Annotated in this window: 22 protein-coding genes; 7 read left to right on the top strand and 15 right to left on the bottom strand. The window is 71.8% G+C overall.

Annotated features, from left to right (window positions below; genetic code table 11):
* Positions 1 to 16 precede the first annotated feature (16 nt).
* The gene (locus tag ABT025_RS08660) at positions 17 to 1399 is read right to left on the bottom strand and encodes an FAD-dependent oxidoreductase (RefSeq protein ID WP_350991368.1); all 1383 of its coding nucleotides are present in this window, start codon (positions 1397 to 1399) and stop codon (positions 17 to 19) included.
* 84 nt (positions 1400 to 1483) lie between these two features.
* Complete coding sequence (locus tag ABT025_RS08655) at positions 1484 to 2431, bottom strand: DUF4349 domain-containing protein (protein WP_350991366.1); 948 nt, start codon at positions 2429 to 2431, stop codon at positions 1484 to 1486.
* A gap of 127 nt (positions 2432 to 2558) precedes the next feature.
* Between ABT025_RS08655 and hemG the strand changes: the two genes are divergently transcribed.
* Both hemG and hemQ read left to right on the top strand, forming a co-directional pair.
* Positions 2559 to 4088 carry a protoporphyrinogen oxidase gene (gene hemG, locus ABT025_RS08650; protein ID WP_350991365.1) on the top strand — a complete coding sequence of 510 codons (1530 nt, stop codon included), beginning with the start codon at positions 2559 to 2561 and terminating at the stop codon, positions 4086 to 4088.
* A gap of 4 nt (positions 4089 to 4092) precedes the next feature.
* On the top strand, positions 4093 to 4827 hold the full coding sequence (gene hemQ / locus ABT025_RS08645) for a hydrogen peroxide-dependent heme synthase (RefSeq protein ID WP_148021503.1): 735 nt from the start codon (positions 4093 to 4095) through the stop codon (positions 4825 to 4827).
* 134 nt (positions 4828 to 4961) lie between these two features.
* Here hemQ and ABT025_RS08640 read toward each other — a convergent pair whose 3' ends face one another.
* From ABT025_RS08640 to ABT025_RS08620, 5 genes are all read right to left on the bottom strand, one after another.
* Positions 4962 to 5765: a TIGR04222 domain-containing membrane protein gene (locus tag ABT025_RS08640; RefSeq protein ID WP_350991362.1), complete on the bottom strand. Its 804-nt coding sequence runs from the start codon at positions 5763 to 5765 to the stop codon at positions 4962 to 4964.
* Between the two features lie 64 nt (positions 5766 to 5829).
* The gene (locus tag ABT025_RS08635) at positions 5830 to 6858 is read right to left on the bottom strand and encodes a TIGR04222 domain-containing membrane protein (protein WP_350991360.1); all 1029 of its coding nucleotides are present in this window, start codon (positions 6856 to 6858) and stop codon (positions 5830 to 5832) included.
* Positions 6859 to 6863: 5 nt separating this feature from the next.
* Complete coding sequence (locus ABT025_RS08630) at positions 6864 to 8219, bottom strand: MbnB/TglH/ChrH family RiPP precursor modification enzyme (protein WP_350991358.1); 1356 nt, start codon at positions 8217 to 8219, stop codon at positions 6864 to 6866.
* Positions 8220 to 8352: 133 nt separating this feature from the next.
* On the bottom strand, positions 8353 to 9090 hold the full coding sequence (locus tag ABT025_RS08625) for a DUF4142 domain-containing protein (protein ID WP_350991355.1): 738 nt from the start codon (positions 9088 to 9090) through the stop codon (positions 8353 to 8355).
* 266 nt (positions 9091 to 9356) lie between these two features.
* Positions 9357 to 10103: a peptidyl-tRNA hydrolase gene (locus ABT025_RS08620; protein ID WP_350991351.1), complete on the bottom strand. Its 747-nt coding sequence runs from the start codon at positions 10101 to 10103 to the stop codon at positions 9357 to 9359.
* A 71-nt stretch (positions 10104 to 10174) separates the two neighbouring features.
* On the opposite strand from ABT025_RS08620, the gene ABT025_RS08615 reads away from it, so the two are divergent.
* From ABT025_RS08615 to ABT025_RS08600, 4 genes are read left to right on the top strand one after another with little or no spacing between them, the layout of a single operon-like run.
* The gene (locus ABT025_RS08615) at positions 10175 to 10852 is read left to right on the top strand and encodes an AIM24 family protein (protein ID WP_350991349.1); all 678 of its coding nucleotides are present in this window, start codon (positions 10175 to 10177) and stop codon (positions 10850 to 10852) included.
* Positions 10853 to 10878: 26 nt separating this feature from the next.
* Positions 10879 to 11736 carry an ATP-binding cassette domain-containing protein gene (locus tag ABT025_RS08610; RefSeq protein WP_350991465.1) on the top strand — a complete coding sequence of 286 codons (858 nt, stop codon included), beginning with the start codon at positions 10879 to 10881 and terminating at the stop codon, positions 11734 to 11736.
* A complete protein-coding gene (locus tag ABT025_RS08605) occupies positions 11733 to 12404 on the top strand; it encodes an ABC transporter (RefSeq protein WP_350991347.1) in 672 nt (223 codons plus the stop codon). The genes ABT025_RS08610 and ABT025_RS08605 overlap by 4 nt, the downstream gene beginning before the upstream one ends.
* A 14-nt stretch (positions 12405 to 12418) precedes the next feature.
* The gene (locus tag ABT025_RS08600; protein WP_350991345.1) at positions 12419 to 12619 is read left to right on the top strand and encodes a hypothetical protein; all 201 of its coding nucleotides are present in this window, start codon (positions 12419 to 12421) and stop codon (positions 12617 to 12619) included.
* A 6-nt stretch (positions 12620 to 12625) separates the two neighbouring features.
* Here the strand turns inward: ABT025_RS08600 and ABT025_RS08595 are convergent, their stop codons facing one another.
* The 8 genes from ABT025_RS08595 to ABT025_RS08560 form a co-directional block, all read right to left on the bottom strand.
* Positions 12626 to 13486, bottom strand: a complete 861-nt coding sequence (locus ABT025_RS08595) for a polysaccharide deacetylase family protein (RefSeq protein ID WP_350991464.1) — start codon at positions 13484 to 13486, stop codon at positions 12626 to 12628.
* A 117-nt stretch (positions 13487 to 13603) separates the two neighbouring features.
* A complete protein-coding gene (locus tag ABT025_RS08590) occupies positions 13604 to 14452 on the bottom strand; it encodes an NAD-dependent epimerase/dehydratase family protein (protein WP_350991343.1) in 849 nt (282 codons plus the stop codon).
* A gap of 9 nt (positions 14453 to 14461) precedes the next feature.
* A complete protein-coding gene (locus tag ABT025_RS08585; protein ID WP_350991341.1) occupies positions 14462 to 16684 on the bottom strand; it encodes an FAD-dependent oxidoreductase in 2223 nt (740 codons plus the stop codon).
* A 9-nt stretch (positions 16685 to 16693) separates the two neighbouring features.
* Positions 16694 to 18985 carry a hypothetical protein gene (locus ABT025_RS08580; RefSeq protein ID WP_350991339.1) on the bottom strand — a complete coding sequence of 764 codons (2292 nt, stop codon included), beginning with the start codon at positions 18983 to 18985 and terminating at the stop codon, positions 16694 to 16696.
* A gap of 53 nt (positions 18986 to 19038) precedes the next feature.
* Positions 19039 to 19917, bottom strand: a complete 879-nt coding sequence (locus ABT025_RS08575) for a carbohydrate ABC transporter permease (RefSeq protein ID WP_350991337.1) — start codon at positions 19915 to 19917, stop codon at positions 19039 to 19041.
* Entirely contained in the window at positions 19914 to 20867 is a 954-nt protein-coding gene (locus ABT025_RS08570) for a carbohydrate ABC transporter permease (RefSeq protein ID WP_350991335.1), read from the bottom strand. The genes ABT025_RS08575 and ABT025_RS08570 overlap by 4 nt, the downstream gene beginning before the upstream one ends.
* A gap of 6 nt (positions 20868 to 20873) precedes the next feature.
* On the bottom strand, positions 20874 to 22253 hold the full coding sequence (locus tag ABT025_RS08565; RefSeq protein WP_350991333.1) for an ABC transporter substrate-binding protein: 1380 nt from the start codon (positions 22251 to 22253) through the stop codon (positions 20874 to 20876).
* A 75-nt stretch (positions 22254 to 22328) separates the two neighbouring features.
* A complete protein-coding gene (locus tag ABT025_RS08560; protein ID WP_350991331.1) occupies positions 22329 to 23312 on the bottom strand; it encodes a LacI family DNA-binding transcriptional regulator in 984 nt (327 codons plus the stop codon).
* A 188-nt stretch (positions 23313 to 23500) separates the two neighbouring features.
* On the opposite strand from ABT025_RS08560, the gene ABT025_RS08555 reads away from it, so the two are divergent.
* Positions 23501 to 24643 carry a mandelate racemase/muconate lactonizing enzyme family protein gene (locus tag ABT025_RS08555; RefSeq protein ID WP_350991329.1) on the top strand — a complete coding sequence of 381 codons (1143 nt, stop codon included), beginning with the start codon at positions 23501 to 23503 and terminating at the stop codon, positions 24641 to 24643.
* The last annotated feature ends 8 nt before the right edge of the window (positions 24644 to 24651 follow it).

Raw genomic sequence — 24651 nt, 5'->3', positions numbered from 1 at the left:
GGGCGGGCACGGCCTCTCAGGCGGTGCCCGCCTTCCGCAGCACGGCCACCGTCCTGCGGGCCGCCACCAGGACGGGGTCCCAGACCGGTGAGAACGGCGGGGCGTATCCGAGGTCCAGGGCCGTCATCTGCTCGACGGTCATGCCCGCGGTGAGCGCCACCGCCGCCACGTCCACCCGCTTCGCCGCCCCGTCACGGCCCACGATCTGCACACCCAGCAGCCGCCCCGTGCGGTACTCCGCGAGCATCTTCACCGTCATCGGCTGCGCCCCCGGGTAGTAGCCCGCCCGGCCCGTCGACTCGATCGTCGCCGTGACGAAGCGCAGGCCCACCGCACGGGCGTCCTTCTCGCGCAGCCCGGTCCGGGCGATCTCCAGGTCGCAGACCTTGCTCACCGCCGTACCGACCACGCCCGGGAACGTCCCGTAACCGCCGCCGACGTTGGCCCCGATGATCTGGCCGTGCTTGTTGGCGTGCGTGCCCAGCGCGATGTGGCGGGTGCGCCCCGCCACCAGGTCCAGCACCTCGACGCAGTCCCCGCCCGCCCAGATGTTGTCGTGGCCCACGACCCGCATCGACAGATCGGTGAGCAGCCCGCCGTGCGGGCCGACCGGCAGCCCGACCGCGCGGGCCAGCGTGGTCTCGGGCTCGACGCCGATGCCGAGCACCACCACGTCCGCCGGGTAGGACGCGTCGGCCGTCTCGACGGCGGCGACCCGGCCGTCCGGCCCGGTACGGATCGCGGTGACCGCGGCCCGGTTCACCGTGGTGATCCCGAGCCCGTCCATCGCGTCGTGGACGAGGCGCCCCATGTCCGGGTCGAGCGTCGCCATCGGCTGCTCCCCGCGGTTGAGCACGGTCACCTCGAAGCCGCGCTTCAGCATCGCCTCGGCCATCTCGACCCCGATGTAGCCCGCGCCGACGACGACCGCGCGCCGCCCCGTCGCCCGGTCCAGGGTGTTCAGCAGGGCCTGTCCGTCGTCCAGGGTCTGCACGCCGTGCACCCCGGCCGCGTCCATGCCGGGCAGCGCGGGCCGCACCGGCCGGGCGCCCGTCGCGATCACCAGCTTGTCGAAACCGGTCCAGGAGGTCTCGCCCGAGTCCCGGTCCAGGGAGCGCACCCGCTGCCCCGCGACATCGATCTCCGTCACCTCGGTGCGCATCCGCAGGTCGATCGCGCGGGCCCGGTGCTCCTCGGGGGTCCGCGCGATCAGGTCGTCCCGCTCAGGGACGTCGCCGCCCACCCAGTAGGGGATGCCGCAGGCGGAGTACGAGGTGAAGTGGCCCCGCTCGAAGGCGGTGATGCTCAGCTCGTCCGGGCCCTTGAGCCGGCGCGCCTGTGACGCTGCGGACATGCCCGCAGCGTCACCGCCGATGACCACCAGTCGTTCCGCCGCCATGCCAGGTCCCTTCGACGCACAGTCCGAGGGGCACACGCTACGGCGCCGGGGACCCCGGGGGCGCCGCGGCGCCCCCGGTCCCGCCTACTCGGCGGCCGGCGGCTGCTGCCCCGCCTTCCCGCCCCGGCGGCGCAGCCTCCGCCACAGGACCAGCAGGACGGCCGCAGCGGCCAGGAACGGGGCCGTGGCGCCCGCCGCCATCGCGAGCCACCGCAGCATCGTCAGGAAGGCGTGCCAGCCGCCGCTGAGCGCGTCCAGGAACCCCGGGTCGCCCTCCTCCTCGGGAGCGGCCTCCGGTTCCGTCAGATCGAGCGTGATCGTGGCCAGCGTCGTGCGGTCCTTCAGCGAGGCCTGCTGGGCGAGCAGCGACTCCAGAGTGGCCTGACGGCTGCTCAGCTCGCCTTCCAGGGTCACCACGTCGACCAGCTTCTCGGCCTGGTCCATCAGCTTGCGCACCCGCGTCACGCTCGCCCGTTGTGTGGCGATCCGGCTCTCCACGTCGACGACCTGGTCGGTGACGTCCTTCGCGGTCGACGTGCGGGAGAGCAGCTTCCCCGCCCCGGCGAGCTCGCGCAGCACACTGTCGTACTCGCCCTGGGGCACGCGCAGGACGAGATGCGAGGAGTCGTGCGTGTCGTCCACCTGCTCGGTGGACTCGTTGGCGACCAGCCCGCCCGCGTTCTGCACGACGGTACGGGCCGCGGCGGCCGCCCTGGACGCGCTCTTCACCTCCACGGACAGTGACGCGGTGCGGATGACGTGCGCGACGGTCACCGGATTCGGCTTGCTCGGAGCCCCCGGCTTCGCCGCGCCCTCCTTGGAGCCGGCCGCCGCCTCACCGGCGGCGGCCGCCTTGTTCTGGTCGCCGGCGGACAGCGCGCGCTCGTCGGAGGCCGAGCCGGAGTCGCTGCTGTCACCGGACGCGCCGCAGCCGCTCAGCGCGAGGACTGCGGTGAGCAGCCCGGCGGCGAGCGCGGTGCGTGTGCGGCGGCCTGATCGTCTGTCGGTACGGATGACGGGTGCTGCCTGCATAACTGTCCCCCCAGGACGAGTGGTTGATTGCGCCGGTTCGACGTACGAGGTGGTGGTCCGGGTTTCGGGAAACCGGTTTCGAAGCGGTCACGGTCAGGACTCGGATGAGGTTTGAGAGAGTGGGGGCATGCAGCGTTCAACACACCGTGCGGACAGTGCCCCCGGCCACGTCGTCGTCATCGGCGGCGGCATCGCCGGACTCGCGGCCGCCCACCGGCTCGTCGGCACCGGGCTGAGGGTCACCCTCCTGGAGGCGACCGACCGGCTCGGCGGCAAGCTCATGACCGGTGAGGTCGCCGGCGTCCAGGTCGACCTCGGCGCCGAATCGATGCTCGCCCGGCGGCCGGAGGCGGTCGGGCTGGCCCGAGCCGTCGGCCTCGGCGACCGGCTGCAGCCGCCCGCCACGGCCACCGCCTCGCTGTGGACGCGCGACGCTCTGCGCCCCATGCCCAAGGGGCATGTGATGGGTGTACCGGGCGACCCGTCGGTCCTCGGTGACGTGCTCTCGCCCGAGGGCCTCGCCCGTATCGCGCAGGAACGCGACCTGACCCCGACCGCCGTCGGCGACGACGTGGCCGTCGGCGCGTACGTGGCGGACCGGCTCGGCCGCGAAGTGGTCGACCGGCTGGTCGAGCCGCTCCTGGGCGGGGTATACGCGGGTGACGCCTACCGGATCTCGATGCGCGCCGCCGTACCGCAGCTCTTCGAGGTCGCCCGGCAGGGGGGCTCCCTGCTCGACGGGGTCACCCGCATCCAGGAGCAGGCCGCCGCCCGGCAGCAGACCGGACCGGTCTTCCAGGGGATCGAAGGAGGCCTCGGCACCCTGCCGGGCGCCGTGGCCGACGCCGTACGCGCCGGGGGAGGCGAGATCCTCACCGAGACCCCTGTGCTGGGTCTGACCCGAAGCGCCGAAGGCTGGGACGTACGCACCGACGCCCGGGTGATCTCCGCCGACGGCATCGTCCTCGCCGCCCCCGCCTGGTCCGCCTCCACCCTGCTCGCCGCCGAGTCGCCGGCCGCCTCCGCCGAGCTCGCGGGCGTCGAGTACGCGTCGATGGCCCTGGTCACCATGGCCTTCCGGCGATCCGACGTGGCGGGTTCCGAGGCCTTCGACGGCTGCTCCGGCTTCCTGGTGCCGCCGGTCGACGGCCACACCATCAAGGCCTCCACCTTCTCCACCCACAAGTGGCAGTGGGTCTCCGACGCGGCACCGGACCTGTTCGTCCTGCGGACCTCGGTGGGCCGCTACGGCGAGGAGGACCATCTGCACCGCGAGGACGGCGAACTCGTCGACGTGTCGCTGAGCGACCTCGCCGCGGCGACCGGACTGGCCGCGAAGCCGGTCGCCACCGAGGTCACCCGGTGGATCGGCGGACTGCCCCAGTACCCCGTGGGCCATCTCGGCCGCGTCGCCCGGATCCGCGAGGAGGTCGCCAAACTGCCCGCGCTGCGCGTCTGCGGCGCGGTCTACGACGGGGTCGGCATCCCCGCCTGCATCGCGAGCGCCCACCGTGCCGCGGACGAGATCGCCCGTGACGTCGCGGGAGCGGGCGCCGGGGGAGAGGACGTGGCGGGAGCGGACGACACGCGGAACGGCGGAGAGATCATCGCCACCCCCACCCTGGTTCAGGGCACACGGAGCGAGGCGGGACAATAGCCGTATGAGTGCTCCTGAGACTGTGACATCAAGCAAGGCCCCCAACGCCGGCAAGAAGGCGAAGGACCTCAACGACGTCGTCCGCTACACACTGTGGTCCGTCTTCAAGCTGCGCGACGTGCTGCCCGCGGACACGGACCGTGCGGCGTACTCCGGTGAGGTCCAGGAGCTGTTCGACCAGCTCGCGGCCAAGGACATCACCGTGCGTGGCACCTATGACGTCTCGGGGCTGCGTGCCGACGCCGACGTCATGATCTGGTGGCACGCCGAGACCTCGGACGCGCTGCAGGAGGCGTACAACCTCTTCCGGCGCACTCGGCTCGGCAAGAGCCTCGACCCGGTCTGGTCGAACATGGCGCTGCACCGCCCCGCCGAGTTCAACAAGTCGCACGTCCCGGCGTTCCTCGCGGACGAGACGCCGCGCGACTACATCAGCGTGTACCCCTTCGTGCGCTCCTACGACTGGTACCTGCTGCCCGACGAGGACCGTCGCCGCATGCTCGCCGACCACGGCAAGATGGCCCGCGGCTTCCCCGACGTGCGCGCCAACACCGTCGCCTCCTTCTCCCTCGGCGACTACGAGTGGGTGCTGGCGTTCGAGGCCGACGAACTGCACCGCATCGTCGACCTCATGCGTCACCTGCGGGCCTCCGAGGCGCGGATGCACGTCCGCGAGGAGGTCCCCTTCTACACCGGCCGGCGCAAGTCGGTCGCAGACCTGGTGGCCGGGCTCGCGTAGCGAGCGGGTTCCGACCACCCCAACCCGGAAGATCAGACGGCGGAATCAGCGGCACCCTGTGCCGGCCGCCGTTCCAGCGACACCGGGTTCGGCTTCCGGTGCGGCGCGCTTCCGGCGCGCCGCACCGGCGTCATTCACGGGATCCGCGCGGCGCCGCCACGGCCGCCGAGCGCGGCCCGCAGCGCCGGATCGGCCACCGCCCCCACACCCCGCACGGCGACCGCCATCAGCACATCGCCCTCCGGGCCGCCCACCGATGCCGTGCGCGCGTTCAGCAGCCGCAGTCCGGCGGGGGAGGCCCACGCGCTGTACGGCTGCACTTCCATCCGGGCGATGGCCAGGCAGCCCAGGGTCAGTACGAGCGGCAGCCCGAACCAGACGAGCACCGGTACGCCCGAGCCGCCCGGACCCTGCTCCCGGCCGGGCGTGAGCAGCGCGGCGGTGCCCATCGCGGTCACCAGCATCGCCGCCCCGCGCACCGCGCGCACCGCCGACACGATGTCCGTCCCCGCCCCGCCCGGCAGCGCCAGGCCCGCGGAGACGAGCCGGTCGGCGAGGGCGCGTACGGCATCGGCGGCGGCCGCCGCCGAGCGGACCGGCGGTATGGGAGACTGGCCCTGCGGGCCGATCGCGCGGATCACCGTGCGTTCAACCTCGTCCCGGCCGTCCGGGTCGACCACCGTTGCCCAGCCCGTGTGGGCGAGCAGCAGCCGGCGGCGCAGATGCATGGTGACGAGCGCGAGATCGGCGACCCGGTGCGGGCCGCCGGCCAGGAACGCGGTCTCGTACAGCGTGAGTTCAGGGCCGTCCGCCGCGCGCGGCGCGTCCTGGGACGAGGTGCCGGGCGGCGGGGCCAGGCGGGCGGCCGCGAGACAGAGCCGGACACAGGAGACGGCCGCCGCACCCCATGCGACCAGCAGGAACAGAACCCAGAGCATGGCGGATTTCTATGCGAGACGGGCCCGGAGCGCCAGGGGGTTTCATGATGCGGACGGCGAACGCTCAGGAACTGCTGCCGCAACTGGACCCGGAACTGCTGCCGCAGCTGGACCCGGAGCTGCTGCCGCAGCTCGATCCGGAACCGCAGCTGGAGCCCGAGCCGCAGCTGGACCCGGAGCCGCAACTCGATCCCGAGCCGCACCCGCCGCCTCCGCTGACGCCACTGTTCCCGGCGGAACTGCCGCAGCCGCCGTCCCCGGGGCTCGATCCGGCACACCACACCGTCGGCACGAGCAGCAGCCCCGAGGAGTCCGCCGCGTGGTGCGGGGGTGCGGGCGACCCCGCGGGCCGCAACCGCGCCGCCGTGACCAGGTGCGTGCGCACCACCGGGTCGGGGAGCGCCCGGGGCCCGGCCGTCGCCACCAGGTGGGCCGCGTCCGTCCGGGACGTGTGGGCGAAGCGGAACTCCGCGGCGGCCCTGCGGCCCGCCTTGGTGATCCGGGAACGGGCGGCGGCCGCGCGGACCAACCCGATGACGGTGCCGGCGGCCAGGGCCGGGAACACCAGGAGGAAGAACGGGAAGGCCACGTCGGACGAGTCGTCCTCCCCGACGAACCGGCTGATGGTCAGCACGAAGGAGACCGGGAGGCCGAGCAGGCAGACGAGCCCCTGCGTCGTGCCCCAGAGGCGCCACTTCCGGTTCGCCCCGGGCGCGTTCAGCAGACCACGCTCGGCCAGGCCGTCGCCGAGCTCCTGCACGGCGGGATGGCGCATCACCGCGATCCGCAGCGTGTGCAGGGCACCGCTCGGAGCCGCGGCCTGCTCCTGGAGCACGGCCCGCTCCACCGGGTCGTGGGCGACCGGCCGTTGGACCGCGACGATCCCGGGCCCGCCGACGACCAGCCGGCCGTCCTCCAGCATCGCGGCGAGCGCGGTGTCCGCCACCCGGCCGGGCCCGCCGTTCAGGAACGCCACCTCGGACAGGTCGTGGACGGGGCCTCCGGACCCGCGACGGGCACGGCCCGACCCCACGATCAGGAGCGTCGAGGAGACCGCCACGGCGAGTGTCAGGACCAGGGCCAGTGCGTTCATCCCGGTCACCTCCCTATGAGAACGGAACGGGCCGCCCGGACCAGCCGGACGGTGCGGCGGGGCGGCCGGGGAGCCGCGCGGTCCTGCCACCAGTGGGTCAGCCGGCGCCGGGCCGCGTCGTCCGCGGGGCGGCCCGCGATGAGCAGCTGCTCGGCGAAGTCCAGGGCGTCACGCCGGTATCCGGCGGACATCGGACGGTTCCTGGCGTACGCGAGGAAGACGCCCCGGTAGTCGCGGCCCAGGATCTCCGGGAGCTCGGGGGCCACCTTGGCGACGACATCGGCACGCTTGGCGGCCAGGGCCCGGCTCTGGATGCCGAGCCGGCGGAGGTCGAAGCCCTCGGGGGCGGGGGTGCCCGCAACGAGCGCGGAAAGCAGCGAGGTCTGTGCGACCGCGACCCGGTCACGCAGGGGCTCCGACGCCGCGTGCGACGGGGTCTCGCGCGACGGGGCTTCGCCTGCTGGTGCCGCGGGCGGCGGGGCCGGGGTCTTCGACGGGCGGGAGGCCGGGGTTCCGGAGTCCGGCCGCGGCCGGGAGCCGTGCCCCGCGTCGAGCGTGGCGCGGATCGCGTCCAGTTCGCCCGCCAGCTCGGCGGCGGGCGGGAAGTCGTCGTCGCGTTCCAGCAGGACACCGGGAGGGGCGATGCGGGAGCGCAGCTCGGCGAGGATGCCGAGCACCGGAGCGGTGACCGGGTGGGCGTGCGTGTCGTGCCAGACGCCGTCCTTCTCCACGCCGCCGGCCACATGGACGTACGCGATGGCCTCCACCGGCAGCTCGTCGAGGGCCGTGGCCGGGTCCTCGCCCCGGTTGACGTGGTTCGTGTGCAGGTTGGCCACGTCGATGAGCAGCCGCACCCCCGTGCGGTCGACCAGCTCCGCCAGGAACTGCCCCTCGGTCAGCTCCTCGTCCGGCCAGGAGATCAGCGCGGCGATGTTCTCCAGGGCCAGCGGCACCGGCAGCGAGTCCTGAGCGATCCGTACGTTCTCGCACAGCACGTCCAGAGCCGCCCACGTACGCGGGACGGGCAGCAGGTGCCCCGCCTCCAGCACCGGTGACCCGGTGCGCGTGCCGCCCGCGCGGACGAACGCGATGTGCTCGGTCACCAGAGGAGTGCCCAGCAGGGTGGCACGAGTCGCGAGGCCCGCGAGCCGGCCCGGGTCGGGGCGGTCCGCCCCGCCCAGGCCCAGCGAGACCCCGTGCGGCACCACGGTGACGCCGCGCTCCCTCAGCCGGACCAGGGACGCGGGCAGATGGTCGGCGCAGAGGTTCTCCGCCACCGCTTCCACCCAGTCGATCCCCGGCAACGCCTCCACCGCATCGGCGATCTCCGGCCGCCAGCCGATCCCGATTCCCAGCTTCATGGTGTCCCCCTCCTCCGCTCCGTGCAGGGGTCATGGCCCCGCCGCGCAGCGGTGAACCCGAAGAGGGGGACGTTCAGAGCCCGATTTGAGGTTCCGGAGCTCGGCCGGCCGGGTGACCCGCCCCTTGGGGCCGTCAGGGCATCGGCGCCGTGGAGGGCCGCGAGGTGAAGGACCGGTCCCCGGTCGGCGCCGCGGGAACCGGCTGTGGGAGGACGGAGCCGTTCGGCGCCACCGGCGGTCCCGTCGGACTGGCCGTGGCCGCCCCGGCCGCCTCGCGGGCGATGGCGTCGAAGTCCACGAAGCTCGTGCTCTCCAGCATGGTGATGTGGTCGAGCACGGTCTGGTTGGCGTCGGTGGCCAGCTGCCGGATCAGCGTGTTGCGGGTGGTGTGCCGGACCTGGGCGATCAGCGCGAAGACCTTGCCGTGCGCGTTGCGCAGCAGGTTGGCGAACTTCCGCTCGTACTCCTCGCCGCTCGCCGCGGTCAGCTCCCGCAGCCAGCCCTGCTGCTGCTCGGTCGGCTGGTTCGGGAGCTCCACGCCGAGCTTGGCCGCCACGTCCCGGGCCCGGCGGTCGAGATCGGTGTGCCCGACGACCAGATGGTCCCCGGTGGCCTTGACCGCCTCGGTCGGTGCCCGCTCGATGGCCTGCTGCCCGGCGGGCAGCTCCCAGAGCCCGGCCAGGCGCACCTTCACCAGGAAGTCCCGGTCGGTCGCGGAGAGCGGACCCCACTGGGTTGCGGTGGACGACGCGTCGAGGTTCGCCCGACCGGTGCCGGAGCGGTCGGCGTACGACCAGACCGGGTAGGCCAGCGCGCCGAGCGTGGCGACGAGCGCGGCGATGATGAGGGCCGTTCCGTTGATGCGTCGCACAGAGGTCTCTCCCGGGCCGAGGCGTGACGGCGTCCAAGCAACCGCCGGTCGCAACGGCCGGGAACTGACCGGCCGTTCAACCTACTGGGCAGTATTGCCAGTGGGGCGGCGTCAGGGGATACGTATCGGCGGACCGGACCGTTCAGTGGTCGGAACCATGGGCGCTGTCCGGCCCGGACCGGTCCGGACCGTTCAGCGGCGTGAACCGTTCAACGGTCCGGACCTTTCAACGGCCCTGGCGGAGACCTGCGTACGGGGCGGGCGGATCAGCGGCGCAGTGCCGGATGGTCGGCGACCACCGTGCACGACCCGGGGGCGATCTCCGTGAACCCGGCGTCCTGCACCACCGGCAGCCCGCTCGCCGTGAGTTCCTGCCAGCGGTCCGCTCCCGGAGTCGCGACCGAGAGCGGGAAGCCCGCCTCGCGCCACGCCTTGCGTTCCGTCTCCGAGAGCTCCCACCAGGCGAGCTGGGCCCCGTGCCCGGCCTGCGCCATCTCCTTGCCCGCCGACATGCCGAGCTCCGGGTTCAGCCAGAGGACCGGCCCGGCGAGGTCGGGCGCGGCGGGCGGCTCGGGGTCGTCCAGGTCCGTTCCGGAGACCTGGAGCTTGGCGAGCTCCTTCGGCCAGCCGTCGAGGGGCACCGGCGGGTAGACCCGTACTTCGGCCTCGTCGCCCGTGACCGTGACCCCGGGCAGCGCGCAGGCCTTGCGCCACTCCGCGCCGCGCGCCCGCCGCACCACCTTGCGGATCCGGGCGTCCTGCCAGTCGCGCATCACCTGCGCCCACTCGCCGTCGCCCGTCGACCGCTCGTCGGAGAGCATCACCAGCACCGCCCTGGCGGCCGTGCGCAGCGCGTCGGTGCGGGCCGGGGGAGCGCTCTTCTCGATATGTACCACCAACGGCAGTACGTACTGAGGTGCTTCGTCCCGGTTCGTCCGCTCGGAACGGAAGGGGCTGTCCGACGGCAGGGCTGCGGGAACGGACGGGGACTCGGGGGTGTCGTTGCTGCTCACTCGTCCAGTCTGCCAGTCGCCCCGGAACCCGTTCTTGGCGGAATGAAACCCTCCGGGTGAGGATGCACCGCATGAAGAGCGATCTCTTTTCCAGCGAGCACATGGCACAGCAGGCCACCGCCCCCGGAATGAGCCTGCAGAACGCCAAATCCATCAAGTACGCGGTCAACGGGGAGATGCACGCCCGCCAGGGATCGATGATCGCCTTCCGCGGTGATCTCCAGTTCGAGCGCAAGGGCCAGGGCCTCGGCGGCATGCTCAAGCGTGCCGTCACCGGCGAGGGCCTGCCGCTTATGGCGGTGCGCGGCCAGGGCGAGGCGTGGTTCGCGCACGAGGCGGCCAACTGCTTCATCGTGGAGATCGAGCAGGGCGACGTCCTGACCATCAACGGCCGCAACGTCCTGTGTTTCGACGCCACACTCGCGTACGAGATCAAGACCGTGAAGGGTGCCGGGATGACCGGCGGGGGACTCTTCAACAGTGTCTTCACCGGCTACGGGAAGCTCGGCCTGATGTGCGAGGGGAATCCCATAGTGATCCCCGTCACGCCCCAGCAGCCGGTGTGTGTCGACACGGACGCGGTCGTCGGGTGGAGCGCCCACCTGAACACGTCGCTGCACCGTTCGCAGAGCGTCGGCTCGATGCTTCGCGGCGGCTCGGGGGAGGCGGTCCAGCTGCGCCTGGACGGCGAGGGGTTCGTGATCGTACGTCCCAGCGAGCTCAAGACCGAGAAGGCGTCGTCCAACTGAGTGCCGGACAACCGAGTGCCGAAGTCCTGCGACTGAGCGGAGTCGGCCGGCGGTACGGCCTCGCCGGACCATGGGTGTTGCGCGGGGTGGACCTCGGTCTGCCCGCGCGCTCCCTCGTCCGCGTCGAAGGGGCCAACGGCACGGGCAAGTCCACCCTGTTGCGGCTCCTCGCCGGGGTCGATGCCCCCACCGAGGGCCGGATCACCGGCGGCCGGCCGCGCACGGCGTACGTTCCCGAGCGGTTCCCGGCGGCGCTGCCCTTCACCGCCGCCGGCTACCTCGTCCACCTGGGCCGGATCCACGGGCTGCGCCGGGCCGAGGCGACCGCGCGGGCGCAGCAGTGGCTGAGCCGCTTCGGGGCCGCCGGGTACGCGCGCACACCGCTCGCGGAGCTCTCCAAGGGCACCGGCCAGAAGGTCGCGGTCGCCCAGGCGCTCCTGGCCGAACCGGAGTTGCTGGTGCTCGACGAGGCCTGGACCGGCCTGGACGCCGCGGCCCGGGACGAACTGGACCGGGCTGTCGCGGCACGCGTGGCCGCGGGCTCCACCGTCGTCTTCGTCGACCACGACGCGCAACGGCTCGCGGGCGCGGTCGACATGGTCCTGCGCGTCCAGGGGACCGGGCCGGCCGCAGCACCCCTTGCCCCTGCCGGGACGGTGGCCGGCCCCCGGGTGCGGATCGAGGTCACGGGCCCGCCCGGCGCGACACTCCCCGCCGGACTGCCCGGCGCTCCCGCGCGGACGGCCGCCGGGGACGGAGCGCTGCGGCTCACCGTCGCGGCCGTGCACTCCGACGCACTGCTGGGCGCCCTGCTCACCGCCCGTCCGCCCTGGCACATCAGGCACCTCTCGACTCTTCCCGGCAACCCCGACGAGGCGGCATGACCGCGCTGATCCGCTACCAGGCCGGCCTTCTGCTGCGCTCCCAGCGCTGGCTCGCGCCCGTGCTCCTGTACGTGGCCCTCCTCGGCGTCGGGGTCCGCTCGGGACAGCCGGTGCTGGACTCGCTCGGCTACACGGCGGCAGGGCTGCTGCCCGTCACGGCGTGGCTCGTGCAGGTCTGTGCCACCCAGGAGCCGGCCGCCGCCCGGACGGTCGTCGCCGCGGCGGCGGGCGGGCAGCCGAGAGCCCACCTGGCGGCCCTGCTCACCGCGCTGGGGTGTGCCGGGCTGCTCGGCGCGGCCGCCACCCTGGTCGTGCTGCTGATCAGCGAGCCGGCCGGCACCGACCACGCGGCCGAGGTCCCGCTGCCGTCCGCCGGGCTCGCCGGGCTGCTCGCCACCGCCTGCTGCGTCCTGCTCGGGGCGGCGGTCGGCGCGTTGTGCACCCGGCCGCTGCTGCACCGGCGCGGCCCGTCGATCGCTGCGACCGTGCTCGCGTCGCTGCTGGCCCTGGTGACCAGCGGATCGCCCGCGAAGTACGCGGTGGCGGGGCTGGTCACCGGTTCGCACACCGGCACCGTCACTGTGCCGGTCCTGCCGCTCCTCGGCGCGGCGGCCGTGGCATCCGCGGCCGCCGCGATCGCCTGCAGACTCACGTCGGTGCGCGGCTGAGTAGGCTCGTACACATGGATGAGAGCAGGGACGAGACCGCGAACGAGGCCTACTGCGAGACTCCGGCCGCCACCCCGGACAGGGCCGCGGGCCCCCCGTACGCCGAGTGCGTGCTGTGCCGGAAGCCGACCGAGTACGCCGAGTCCGTCAAGGGCGTCACGCTCTGCCCGGTCTGCGAATGGCAGGAGGCCCAGCGCACGGCCTGTTCCGGCTGAGGTGCGTCAGCCGGACATCAGCTCCGACACCTTCACGAAGCGGTATCCGCGCTTCCGTAGCTCCGGAACCACCTGGTCCACCGCCTCGTCCGTGACCGGTGCCGCGCTGCGGGTGCAGTGCATGACGACCAGCGATCCGGGCTTCACCCCGTCCAGCACCTGCTGTGCCACGGCGTCCGCGTCCGTCGCGAACGCGTCACCGCTGACGACGTCCCACTGCACCGCCGTCACCTTCTCCGGCGCGAGCGCACGCAGCGAGGCGTCGTCGTAGCAGCCGCCGGGGAAGCGGAAGTACGGCACCACATGGCGGGCGCCGGTCTTCCGGATCGCGCCGAAGGCCCGTTCCACCTCGCCGCGCATCGCGTCGTTCCCCACGGTCGGCAGCCCGTAGCAGGGCGAGGTGAAGGCGTAATGGCTGTAGGAGTGGTTGGCGATCTCGAAGAGCGGGTCCGTGCCGATGGAACGGGCCTGGGACGGGTACTCCTCGGCCCACCGGCCGGTCATGAAGACCGTCGCCGGCACCTTCAGCCGTCGCAGCAGGGCGATCAGCTCCGGATTGTCGAAGTGCTCGCCCTCGGCCGCGCGCGGCCCCTCGTCAGCCGTCATGTCGGCATCGAAGGTGAGCGCCACGACCTTCTCGGCACTTGCGCGGCCGCGCTCGAACACGGGCGTCAGCCCGGCAGGGCCGGGCGCCATGGTGGGCGGCTGCGCTGCCGGGGGTGCCGAGGGCGGGGTGTGGGCCGGTGCGTGGGCGGCGACCGGTGTGCGCCCCGTGGCCGGGTGCGTCTTCCCGCGGGAGTCCCCCGAGCCCCCGCAGCCGACGAGGCCGCCTCCGAGCACCGCGCCCAGAACGGTCATCGCCGTCAGTTTCCGCACATATGTGGTCACTCTTGGAAGCTAACCGATCAATCGGCAGGGTCCCGTCCGCGGCACCTCCTCTGCCGGGAAGCGGCCCCCGGATTCACCCGGTCGTCGAGGATCCGCTCAGTCGTCGAGCAGGTGCTCCGCCGTGAAGCCGAACAGCCGCACGGCCGCCGTGGTGTCGACCGGGGCGGTGCGTCCGGGCAGTGGACGCAGCAGCGGGGTCGTCGGGTGGTAGCGGCGCATCAGCTCCTCCGTCGGGAACGGCACGAGGGTCTCGGGGGCGCACACATGGACGGCGTGGGCGCCCGGGCCCGGGACACCGAGAGCCTGCAGCGCGGCCCGTGCCGCGTCCCGCACCTCCAGATAGGTCCACAGGTCCCGGGCGCCCGCGGCCGGTTCGGCGGTGAGCCGCGCCGCGTGCGCGCGCAGCCGTTCGTCGAATCCGCCGACGAACGGATAGCGCAGGGAGACCACGCTCATCGCATGCCGCCTCGCCATCGTCGCGGCCGTCAGCTCGTCGACCTGCTTGGACAGCCCGTACGCGTCCGCCACCTGGGACTCCATCGCCTCGTCCACCGGGACGTACGCGGGGTGCGGCGACGGCTGCGCCGTCCAGGGCAGTCCCGTGATCCCCCAGGAGCTGGCGACCACGGCGTGCCGCACACCGGCCGACCCCGCCTCCTCCAGGACGGTGAACGTGGCGAGGGTGTTGGTGGCGAAGACCTCCTGCGCGCTGTTGTGCTCCGGTGTGGGGATCGCCGCCAGGTGGATCACCCCGTCGGCGCCGTCCAGCGCCGCCCGCACCGTCGCCGGGTCGGCGGCGTCCCCGGCGACGACCAGCCGGGCGGTCAGGTCGCCCGGGTCCTCCAGGACGAGTGCGTTCGCCTCGACGGAGCGTTCGGCGAGAGTTGCGAGGACCGCCCGGCCGATTCGCCCGGCCGCCCCGGTGACCAGGACTCGTGTGACCACGCGTTGCTCCTATGCGTATGCGCGTACGGCGACGATGTGCGCCGACGCGGCTCCGTTGGTCGATTCGACGACGATCCTCACCGCTGCGGTGGTGACCGGCTCGTCCGGAGTGTGCACCCGGCGGCGGCGCCGGTTGTCCGAGGTGCGCGACAGGACGTGCCAGCTGCCGTCCGGCCTGCGTGCCTCGACGCGGTAGTCGCGCAGCAGGGTGGGAAGCGTGTCGAACGGTGTCCTGTGGTGGTGCAGGTTGATCAGGTCCTCGTTGACGTCGTCGTCGGCGAGCACCTCGATCCGCGACAGGGTGACCGGCCGGGGCCAGGACAGCTGCAGCCATTCCTCCCCGCCCTCCCGCAGCGGCTCGGAGACCCACATGTGCGGTCCCGAGTACGGGCGTGCGTACCCGTCCACGGCCTTGGCGGGGGCGTACGCCGAGGTCTCTCCCGCACGGAGGCAGAAGGTGCGCCTCTGCAGTCCCGCGTCGGTCCATTCACGCAGCGGCTGCGGCGACTCGTCCTGTGGGCGCAGCGGCACCCGGGTGAGGCACAGGACGCCCGGGGCCGGTCCGCCGGCGCTGTACAGGGCGAGGTCCTTGTTGGCGCGGACGACGACGAAGGCGTTGCGGGCGGTGTCCGGCGACCAGCGCAGTCCGGTGCGAACCCACTGCTTCGGCCCGGCGGCCACCGGGACGGTGACGGAGGTGACGAGGCGCCGCGGGACGTAGTTCTGGCCGAGCTCGGGGTCGTACAGCTCGACCACGATCTCCGTGTCCCGGCCGGCGTCGACGAGCAGGTCCAGTCCGGTCAGTTCGGGGTCGACGGGCAGCAGCAGCCCGGCGTCGGCGGTCAGCGGCCACCGCTCCCCGGGCGTCGGCGCATCCGGGCCCGCCAGGGTCGAGGACGCGGTGGCCTCGGCGTTCAGGGCCAGGTCCTCCGGGTCCGCGGAGGCCAGACCGATCACCGAGGCGTCCTCGCGCAACAGCGTCCGCTGCAGCTCGGCGATCTCCAGCGCGCGCGGCGCGACACCGCCCGAGGCGCACAGCGCGGCGGCCGTGCCCGCGGCCTGCCCGATCGTGGCGCAGGTCGCCATCACCCGGGTCGAGCCGAAGGCGACATGGCTGGCGGAGATGTTGCGCCCGGCGAACAGCAGGTTCGTCGTGTTCACCGAATAGAGGCTGCGGTACGGAATGTGGTAGATCCCGTCCGCGTACCGCTGCTTGGCCCCGTCCTCGGTGGCGTACACACCCTTCGGCGGATGCAGGTCGATGGACCAGCCGCCGAAGGCCACCCGGTCGGCGAACTCGGTCTGGCCGAGGATGTCGCTCTGGTGGAGGACGTGGTCACCGAGGAAGCGCCGGTACTCGCGCTTGCCGGGCACCGAGCCCACCCACTCCAGCGTCATGGTCTCGGCGTCGAACTCGCCCGAGTTCTTGATGTGGTCCCAGATGCCGTGGATGACCGCCCACAGTTCGTCGCGGATGCGCTCGTTGTCGTGCACCGTGTCGAGCTCGCCGCCGAACTCGATCCACCAGTAGGCGCAGCCGTTGTCACCGGACTTGATGATGCGGCGCTGCGGGATGGACGTCTCCGCGATGTTCCTGGCGAAGTCGGGCGGCACGAACTTGACGGGGCGTCCGGCGTCCTTGGTGTAGAAGAGCAGCGTAGAGCCGAGCGTGAGCGAGTCGGCGGTCACGGGCGCCCACGGCTCGTCGTACTCCGCCCGGGACTCCCGCCCGATGCGGTGCCGGGCGCCGGCGAGATATCCGATGAGCCCGTCTCCCGAACAGTCCAGGAACAGGTCGCTCTCGAAGCGGATCCGCCGCTCGGAACCCATCATCCAGCCGGTGACGGCGGTGATGTGCCGGGCGTCCTCGGGACCGTCGGCGTCCACCTCGCGCACATCGGTGTTGAGGTAGAGGGTGATGCCGGGTTCGGCGCGGACCGCGTCCAGCACCACGGCGTCCCAGTAGTACGGGTTGCCGTCCGGGTTGCGGAACTGGTTCTCGACGAACAGCTCGCCCATGATGCCGCCCTCACGGGCGTAGTGGTTCCTTCCGTGCCCGGTCGCGCCGCACACCCAGACGCGGACCTCGCTGCTCGCGTTGCCGCCGAGGACGGGCCGGTTGTTGATCAGGGCGACGGTGCGGCCCAGCCGGGCGGCGGCGATGGCCGCGCTGACCCCGGCCAGGCCGCCGCCGACGACGGTGATGTCGTGCCGTGCGGTTTCGTTCCTCATGGGAGGCTCTTACTTCCAGTCAGGGTTGGCGGCGAGGCCGTAGTAGATGCGCGGGGCGCCGTCGAGGGTGAGAGTGACCTTGCCGCCGGACGCGGTGAGGGTGCGTTCCTGTCCGATGCAGTTCAGCTCCTTCACGGTGCCGCCGACCGCCGCGGAGTGGGCGACGACGGCGGTCCTGGTCCTCCAGGTGTCGGTCCACGGCTCGGGCGAGGCGTACCAGGGGTCCTCGCCGTGATCGGCGTTGAGGATGTAGCCGTCCTTCCGGCTCCACAGGATCGAGACCGGGCCGTCCGGGGTGGTGAAGAGCAGGCCCTTGACGTCCGGGTCGGCGAAGACGAGCGGCCGGACGTACGCGGCGCGGTCCAGCACGCGTGCGGCCGTGGCGAAGGCGAGCAGCGAGGGCTTGGGGCTCGTGTCGCGGTTCATCAGGCCGTAGTGGTACTCGGGGTTCGCCGGGTCCGCCTCCTGCGGGTGCAGGACGGTGGAGTCGTGCAGCTGGTACCAGTTGACGCCCCGGACGCCTTCGGCCTTGGCCAGGGCGAGCGTCAGCAGCACGTTCTCCGCAGCGTGCCGGTAGGTGTCGGCCCACCAGGCGTTGGGCTTCGTCGGCGCGTACGCCTCGGTGAGCCACAGCTCCTTGTTCCCGCCGTACTCGGCGATGATCGCGTTGGCCTTGCGGACGGCCCCGAGGAAGTTCCAGTACGTGCCGGCCGAGCCCTGGGTCCACTCGGCCGGGTCCGGTGCGTAGTCGGGGGTGAAGTTCCCGCGGCCCGGATGCACGGCGAAGGCGTCGATGAGGTCCCAGCCGCCCGCCGCCCGGAAGTTCTCGGTCCAGACGTAGTCCATGCCGCCGAGGCCCGCGTTCATCACCTTCATGTCCGAACCGGCCGCGGCCAGCCGGTCGGTGACCTGCTTCAGACCGTCGCGTACGTACAGGTCGGCGCCCCTGCCGGACATCCACGGCTGGTTGACCTCGTTGCTGACCTCGAAGTACCGGGCCTGCGCCGCCAGGGCCTTGGCGACGTTGGTGTCCGCCCAGGCGGCGATCTGCTCCGCAGTGCCGCCGGTGGGGATGCCGCTGAGCTCGACGTTGTGCGCGATGCCGTTGGCGTCCAGGGTCGCGATGTCGATGCCAGGGGCGCCGGCGTACGCGATCCGCACCCATTTGATGCCGAGCGTCTTCAGCAGGCCGAGCACCGCCTCCTTGCCCGGCTTCAGCAGCCAGGGGTAGTTGGCGATCCCGAACATCGACTCCGTACCGGCCTCGTAGGCGAAGTCGGGGAGCACGGCGAGGTTGGTGCGGGCGAGCGCGCTGTCGCTGCCCGAGACGACCTCCACCTCGGTGAAGACGATGCCCTGGGCCGGTGCGGTGACCGGGAAGGACACATCCCAGGAGCCGCCCGCCGCCACCGTCCTTCCGACCGTGGAGCAGCCGAGCTTCCTGCCCGCGAAGTCGCGCGCCCACCAATTCAGGGTCACCGGCTTCGGCGCGGCCCCGCCGTTGACCACCTGCGCCCTGAGAAGCATGGACTGGCCGGCCTCCCGGTAGAGGTTGAACGGCTGGTCGGTCCACACCTCGACGCCCAGCGGACGGCCCGCCGCGAGCGCCCCGGCGGCCCGCGGCCGCAGCTCGCCGAGCACGAACTCGGCCTCGGTGACGGCGGTGTCCGGGCCGGTCGACGTACCGGGGGAGTGGATCCAGGTCGCGTTGGTGTAGGCCGGGTTGGTGGACGTGAGGCAGAAGAATCCCTTGGTGCCGGTCCAGGTGTCGGCGTAGACACCGCCGGCGTTCCTCTCGTACGGTATGCCGCCGCGCGCGTCCCGCTCCCAGACGGTCAGCGCCTCGTACGACTCCGGGGCGCTCGCCCCCTGGAGCGTACGGGCGAACATGAAGCCGGTCGGCGTCAGCGTGCCGGAGCCACCGGCCTCCCACTTCATGTGCACCGTGCGTGCGGTGACGTCGAACGTGCCGCGCACGGTGACGCCCGGTGCGTCACTGCCCATGGTGTACGTGACCTGGAGTGCGGGCCGGCCGTCGGGCAGCGTGATCTGCGCGGGTGTGCCGCCGAAGGTGCGCCGCTGGCCCAGCACACTGTCTTTGATCATGAAATGGCTGATCAGGACGTGGCCAGTGCCCGAGCCGTCCTGGACGAGCACGTTGCCGTCGCTCTGACCGACGATCGTGACGCCCTCGGCGGAGAGGGTGACCGGGGCCGCGGCGTGCGCGGCCCCCGTGGGGAGCAGGGCCGCGCCGGTGGCGGCGGCCGTGCCCTGGAGGAATCTGCGGCGGTGTACGGACATGGTGGTGCCTTTCTCTTGTCCCGAAGAGGAAGGTGCGGGGGGCAGGGCGGAGGTCAGCCCTTGACGCCGGTGAAGCCGAGTCCGGCGACGATGTACTTCTGGCAGACGGCGAAGACGAGCACGGGCGGCGCGACGGCCAGCACCATCGCGGCGATGAGCTGGTCCTGCGGGGCCTGGGTGGCGAGCTGGGCGAGCGCGACGCTGATCGGCTGCTTCTCCGGGTCGGTGATCGCGACCAGCGGCCAGATGAAGTCCTTCCAGCTGTGCATGACCGCCAGCAGGCTGATCACGGCGATCACCGGCCGGCTCATCGGCAGGACGATCTTCGTCAGCAGCTGGCGGGTACTGACGCCGTCGACCCGCGCGGCGTCGAAGAGTTCCCTGGGCAGCGCGTCGAAGAACTGCTTGGCGAGCAGCACGGTGAAGGCGTTCGTGCCTGCGGGGAGCCAGATCGCCCAGTAGGTGTCACCGAGGTTGAGATGGAGGAACGGCACGTCGATCACGGTCATGAAGAGGCTGACCATGTTCACGGTGTACGGCACGAACATCGTCGCGAGGATCGCCCCGTAGACGACCTTGCCGAACCGGGGCTTGAGCACGGAGAGCGCGAAGCCCGCGGTGGCCGAGACGAAGAGCTGGACCAGCCACGAACCGCCGACCACCAGGAAGGTGTTCATCAGATAGTGGCCGACACCCAGGTCGGTGTACGCGGTGGAGAAGTTGCCCGGCACCGGCCGGTCCGGCCAGAGGGCGAGCGGCTGTGTCGTGAGCTCGGTCGGCGGCGACACCGCGCCCTTGACCATCCAGTAGAGCGGCCCGATGCCGATGAGCAGCAGCAGGATCAGTGTGAGGCCCTGCACGGACCGCACGGCCGCCCGGACGGCGGGCCGCTGCCGGTCGTTGGTCGAGACGAAGGTGGTGAGGGAGGTCATGTCTTGCTCCAGCTGCGGGTGGCCCGCAGATAGACCGCGGAGAGCAGGGCGAGGGTGAGCACCATCAGGAAGGAGAGCGCGGCCGCCTGGCCGTACGCGCCGTCCTGGAAGGCGTACCGGAAGATCAGCAGCAGCACGGTGAGGGTGGAGTTCTCCGGGCCGCCGCCGGTGAAGACGTACGGCTCGGTGAAGACCTGCACCGTGTTGATCAGCTGCACGAGCAGCAGCAGCCCGATGACCGGCCTCAGCTGCGGAAGCATGATGTGCCAGAGCCGGCGCCAGATCCCGGCTCCGTCGACCTCGGCCGCCTCGTAGAGTTCGCCCGGGATGCCGACCATGGCCGCGAGATAGATCAGGACGGCGCCGCCCATGCCCGCCCAGGTCGCCTCCAGGACGAGCGACAGCATCGCGCTGTCGGAGGACTCCAGCCAGGGGTACGGGCCGAGTCCCACCTTGCCGAGGGCGCTGTTGAAGAGTCCGCTGCCCGGGTCGTAGAACCACTTCCACAGCAGGATGGCGACCACCGGCGGGATGACCACGGGCAGATAGACGAGGAAGCGGTACACCCCGCCACCGCGCCGGACCGTGGACATGATGGCGGCCAGTACCAGGGGTGCGGGGAAGCCGATCAGGATGCCGAGGCCGACGAAGAGCAGCGTGTTCTGGACGGCGGTGCCCAGCAGCGGATCGTCGAAGACCGCCCGGAAGTTGTCGAGTCCCACCCAGACGGCAGGATCGACGAGATTGGTCCGCTGGAAGCTGATCAGCAGGCTGCGGACGATCGGCCACCAGGCGAAGAGACCGAAGATCAGCAGCGTCGGGACCAGGAACAGCCACGCGGTGACCTGGTTGCGCAGGGCCCCGGTGCGTGGACCGGACCGGCCGGCGGACGCCGCGGGCGGCTCCTTGAGCACGGTGGCGGGGCGCCGGGAGGGGGTGAGCAGGCTCATGGCGGTCTACTTCTGGCCGGCGGAGAGCTTGGTGTTGACGTCCTTCTCGGCGGCGGCCAGCAGGGCGTCCACATCGGCGTCCCGCTTGGTCAGCACCGACTGGACGACCGAGTCGAGCGCCGTGTAGAGCTGCTGCGCCTGGTACGGCGGCTCGGGCTTGAGATCGAGCCCGGACAGGCCCTCGGTGTACGGCCGGAAGTTCTCCGGCTTCACGTTGACGTACGGCTCGATGGCCGCGTTGATCCTCTTCTGCCGCTCGGCGTCGAACACCGGGAGGGTCGGAACGCCCACCGCGGACTTGGGGTCGGCCGACAGCGCCTTGGCCTGCTGCGCCGCGATCTCGGTGCTGTACTGCGGCTGCGCGTACGCGAAGGTCAGCCACTTGACCGCGGCCGCCGCGTGCTTGGGGTCGGCCGACTTCGGGACCATGTAGATGTCGCCGCCGGTCAGCGTGGCGTTGCCGCCGGACTGGGGCATGGCGCCGACACCGAAGGCATCGGTGTCCTCCATGCCGAACTGCATCTTGGCGAGCCGGTAGGTGCCCGGGCTGCCCATGAACATCCCGACCTGCCCCGCCGCGAACTGCTTGACGACGTCGTTCTGGTTGTTGAGGAGGTTGCGGCCCAGCGAGTCGTCCTTCCAGCGCATGTCCTTCAGCAGGTTGAGCGCCTTCTTCGTCTCCGGACCGGTGAGGGTGGCGGTGTACGTGCCGCCCTTCCGTGTCTGCAGCTCGCCGCCGAACGCGTACGACAGCATCGTCAGCTGCCAGCCGCCCTGGTTGTCCTTCGACTCGTGGACGAAGCCCGCCTTGCCGGTCTTCTCGCTGATCGTCTTCGCGGCCGCCCGGACCTCCTCCCACGTCGTCGGCGGCTTGTCGGGGTCGAGACCGGCCTTCTCGAACAGGGCCCTGTTGTAGACCAGGCCCTGGGCGTACGGATTCTGCGGCACGCCGAAGACGTCGCCGGAGCTGTCGCTGACGGGCTTGAGCACCTGCGGGTTGAACTCCTTGAAGTGGTCCCACTCCTGGAGCTGCCCGGTGATCGGCTGGACCTGCTTCTGCTGGATGAGCCGCTGGGGCTCGGTCAGCGGCACCTTGATGACGTCCTCGACGTTGCCGCCCGACAGCTTGGCCGAGAAGGTCAGCGGGTCGAAGACGGTGGTGGAGCCCTTGACCCGGATCCCCGGGTTGGCCTTCTCGAAGTCGGTGACCTGCTGCTTGAACAGTGCCAGGGCCGGCTTGTCGGTGGCCGGGGGCATGCCCTGGACCCGCAGGACGAGATCGCCGCCCGAGCCCGCCTTGCCCGGGGTGACGGAGGAACAGCCGGTGAGGGTCACGGCCACGGCTATGCAGCCGAGTATGGCCGCACGTCGGGAGGTTCTGGACATTTCTTCTCCAAGAAGGGCAGGGGAGGGCAGGGAGAGGGCTCGGGAGAGCTCAGAGGTCTCGGCGGCCGGGGATGTTCAGTGGGTGGGCGCGGGGCCGGTTGAGGCGCGCGGGACCAGGCGGGAGCCGATCTCCACGCAGGGCGCGTCGCCGTCGCCCGTGCGGCCGGCGATCGTCTCGATGAGCAGGTCGCCGGCCCGGGTGGCGATCTCCTCGGGGTCGATCCTGATGGTGGTCAGGCCCGGCGTGGAGACGGAGGCCAGCAGGGTGTCGTCGATGCCGACGACGCTGACGTCTCCCGGGACGCTGATGCCCAGGTTCGACAACTGGTGCAGCACGCCGAGGGCGACCAGGTCGTTGTGGGCGATCACCGCCGTGGCGCCGTGCGCCCCGACGAGCGTGGCCGCGTGCACTCCGGTCTCGAACCGCGGTTCGTACGGCCCGAGTTCCACGAGTGAGAGGTCCAGGGCCTCGAAGGACTCCTGGATGGACTCGCCGCGGCTGAGCTCGGCGCGCGAGGCGTTGATGAACACACAGCGGCGGTGGCCGTAGGCGCGCAGATGCTCGACGGTCTGCGCGATTCCGGCCGACAGGTCGATCCGTACCTCGGGGATGCCCGGCACATGCCGGTTCACCACCACCACCGGCATCCGGTCCGACAGTTCCCGCAGCCGGTCCTCGGTGAGCGTGGAGGCCCACAGCACCAGGCCGTCGACCCGCTTGGAAACCGCCGCGATCGCCTCCAGCTCGTCGGCCTCGCGCTCGTCGCTGTCGGCGACCAGGACCGTGTACCCCAGCCGCCGGGCCCGTGCCTGCATCGCCTTGACGATGGGCGGGAAGAACGGGTTCGCGATGTCGGGGACGATCAGCCCGAGCGTCCCGGTGCCGCCTCCCCGCAGGCTGCGTGCCGCGGGGTTCGGGGAGTAGCCCAGCTTGGCAGCGGCGTCCAGGATGCGCTGCCGGGTCCTCGGCTGGACCTGGTCGGGTGCGGTGAACGCACGGGACACCGTCGACACCGAGACGCCCGCGGCGCTCGCCACCTCCCGGATTGTGACTGCCACGGACGGCCTCCTCGCTGATTCCTGCTGGATGCGGTGGATCCTTGCGAACGTTCCCGGACGTGTCAAGGGTGTTTCCGCAAGGAAAATCTCCTGTCTGCAAGGGACTTGTGCAGGGCGGTTCCTGGTGAGGATGATGCGTTCTCATCAATGATGCTGAAATTGCGGGAACGTTTTCATAGAGGAGTGGCATGAAGATCACCGGCCTGGAAGTGCTGACTCTGCCCGACCACGGCGACAGCATGATGCTCGTGGTGGTCGACACCGACGAGGGCATCCACGGCCTGGGCGAGGTCGGCATCAGGTCCCGTCAGAAGGCGGTCGCCGGGGGGCTCGAGCATCTGGCCGAGCTGATCACCGGTGAGGATCCTCGGCGCATCGAGCACCTGTGGCAGGTGATGTTCCGCCGAGGCTTCTTCCCCGCCGACCGGATACTGGGCGCCGCCATCGCCGCGGTGGACGTGGCGCTGTGGGACATCCGCGGCAAGGCGCTCGGTGTGCCGGTGCACGAGCTCCTCGGCGGCCGGGTGCGCGACCACGTACCCGCCTACGTGCACGTGGGCGACGGCTACCACGACCGTGAGTGGTTCCTCGGCCGCTGCCGCGACCTCGTCGGGGCCGGCTGGCGCCATCTGCGCTTCGCCGCACCGCACGACGCCGACGACGTGCTCGACGCCCGTCGCTGCCTGCGCGACACCGTTGAGCTCTTCCACCAGGTACGGGACACGGTGGGCCACGAGGTGGAGCTCATCCTGGACGTGCACACACGGCTCGATCTGCCCGAGGCGCTGACCCTGTGCCGGGAGATCGAGGCGGCCCGTCCGTACTTCGTCGAGGACCCGCTGCGCTGCGAGAACCCCGACAGCTACCGCATGCTCCGCGCGCGCACCGGCGTCCCGCTGGCCGCGGGGGAGCAGTTCGGCTCCAAATGGGAGTTCAGGTCCCTGATCGAGGACGAACTCATCGACTACGCCCGGGTCGACGTGGGCGTCGCCGCCGGTCTGACCGAGGCGAAGAAGATCGCCGCCATGGCGGAGGCCCACCACATCAAGCTCGCCACCCACAATCCGCTCGGCCCGGTCACCGCGGCCTCCTCGCTCCAACTCAACCTGGCCTGCCCGAACGTGGCGATCCAGGAGCACCAGACCGACCCGGAGCCGGCCATCGCCGCGCTCTTCACCCACCGTCCGGTGGTCGTTCCGGGCCGGATCGAGCTCAGCGAACTGCCCGGGATCGGGGTCGACATCGACCGCGACGAGGCCCGCAAGTACCAGGCCACCGCCGCCGAGCGACCCCATCTGCGCACGGCGGACGGGGCGTTCACCAACTGGTAGGAACCGCG

It is taken from the genome of Streptomyces sp. NPDC002809 (assembly GCF_040295435.1).
Taxonomy (GTDB): domain Bacteria; phylum Actinomycetota; class Actinomycetes; order Streptomycetales; family Streptomycetaceae; genus Streptomyces.
This window is presented reverse-complemented; position numbering and strand designations above follow the sequence as displayed.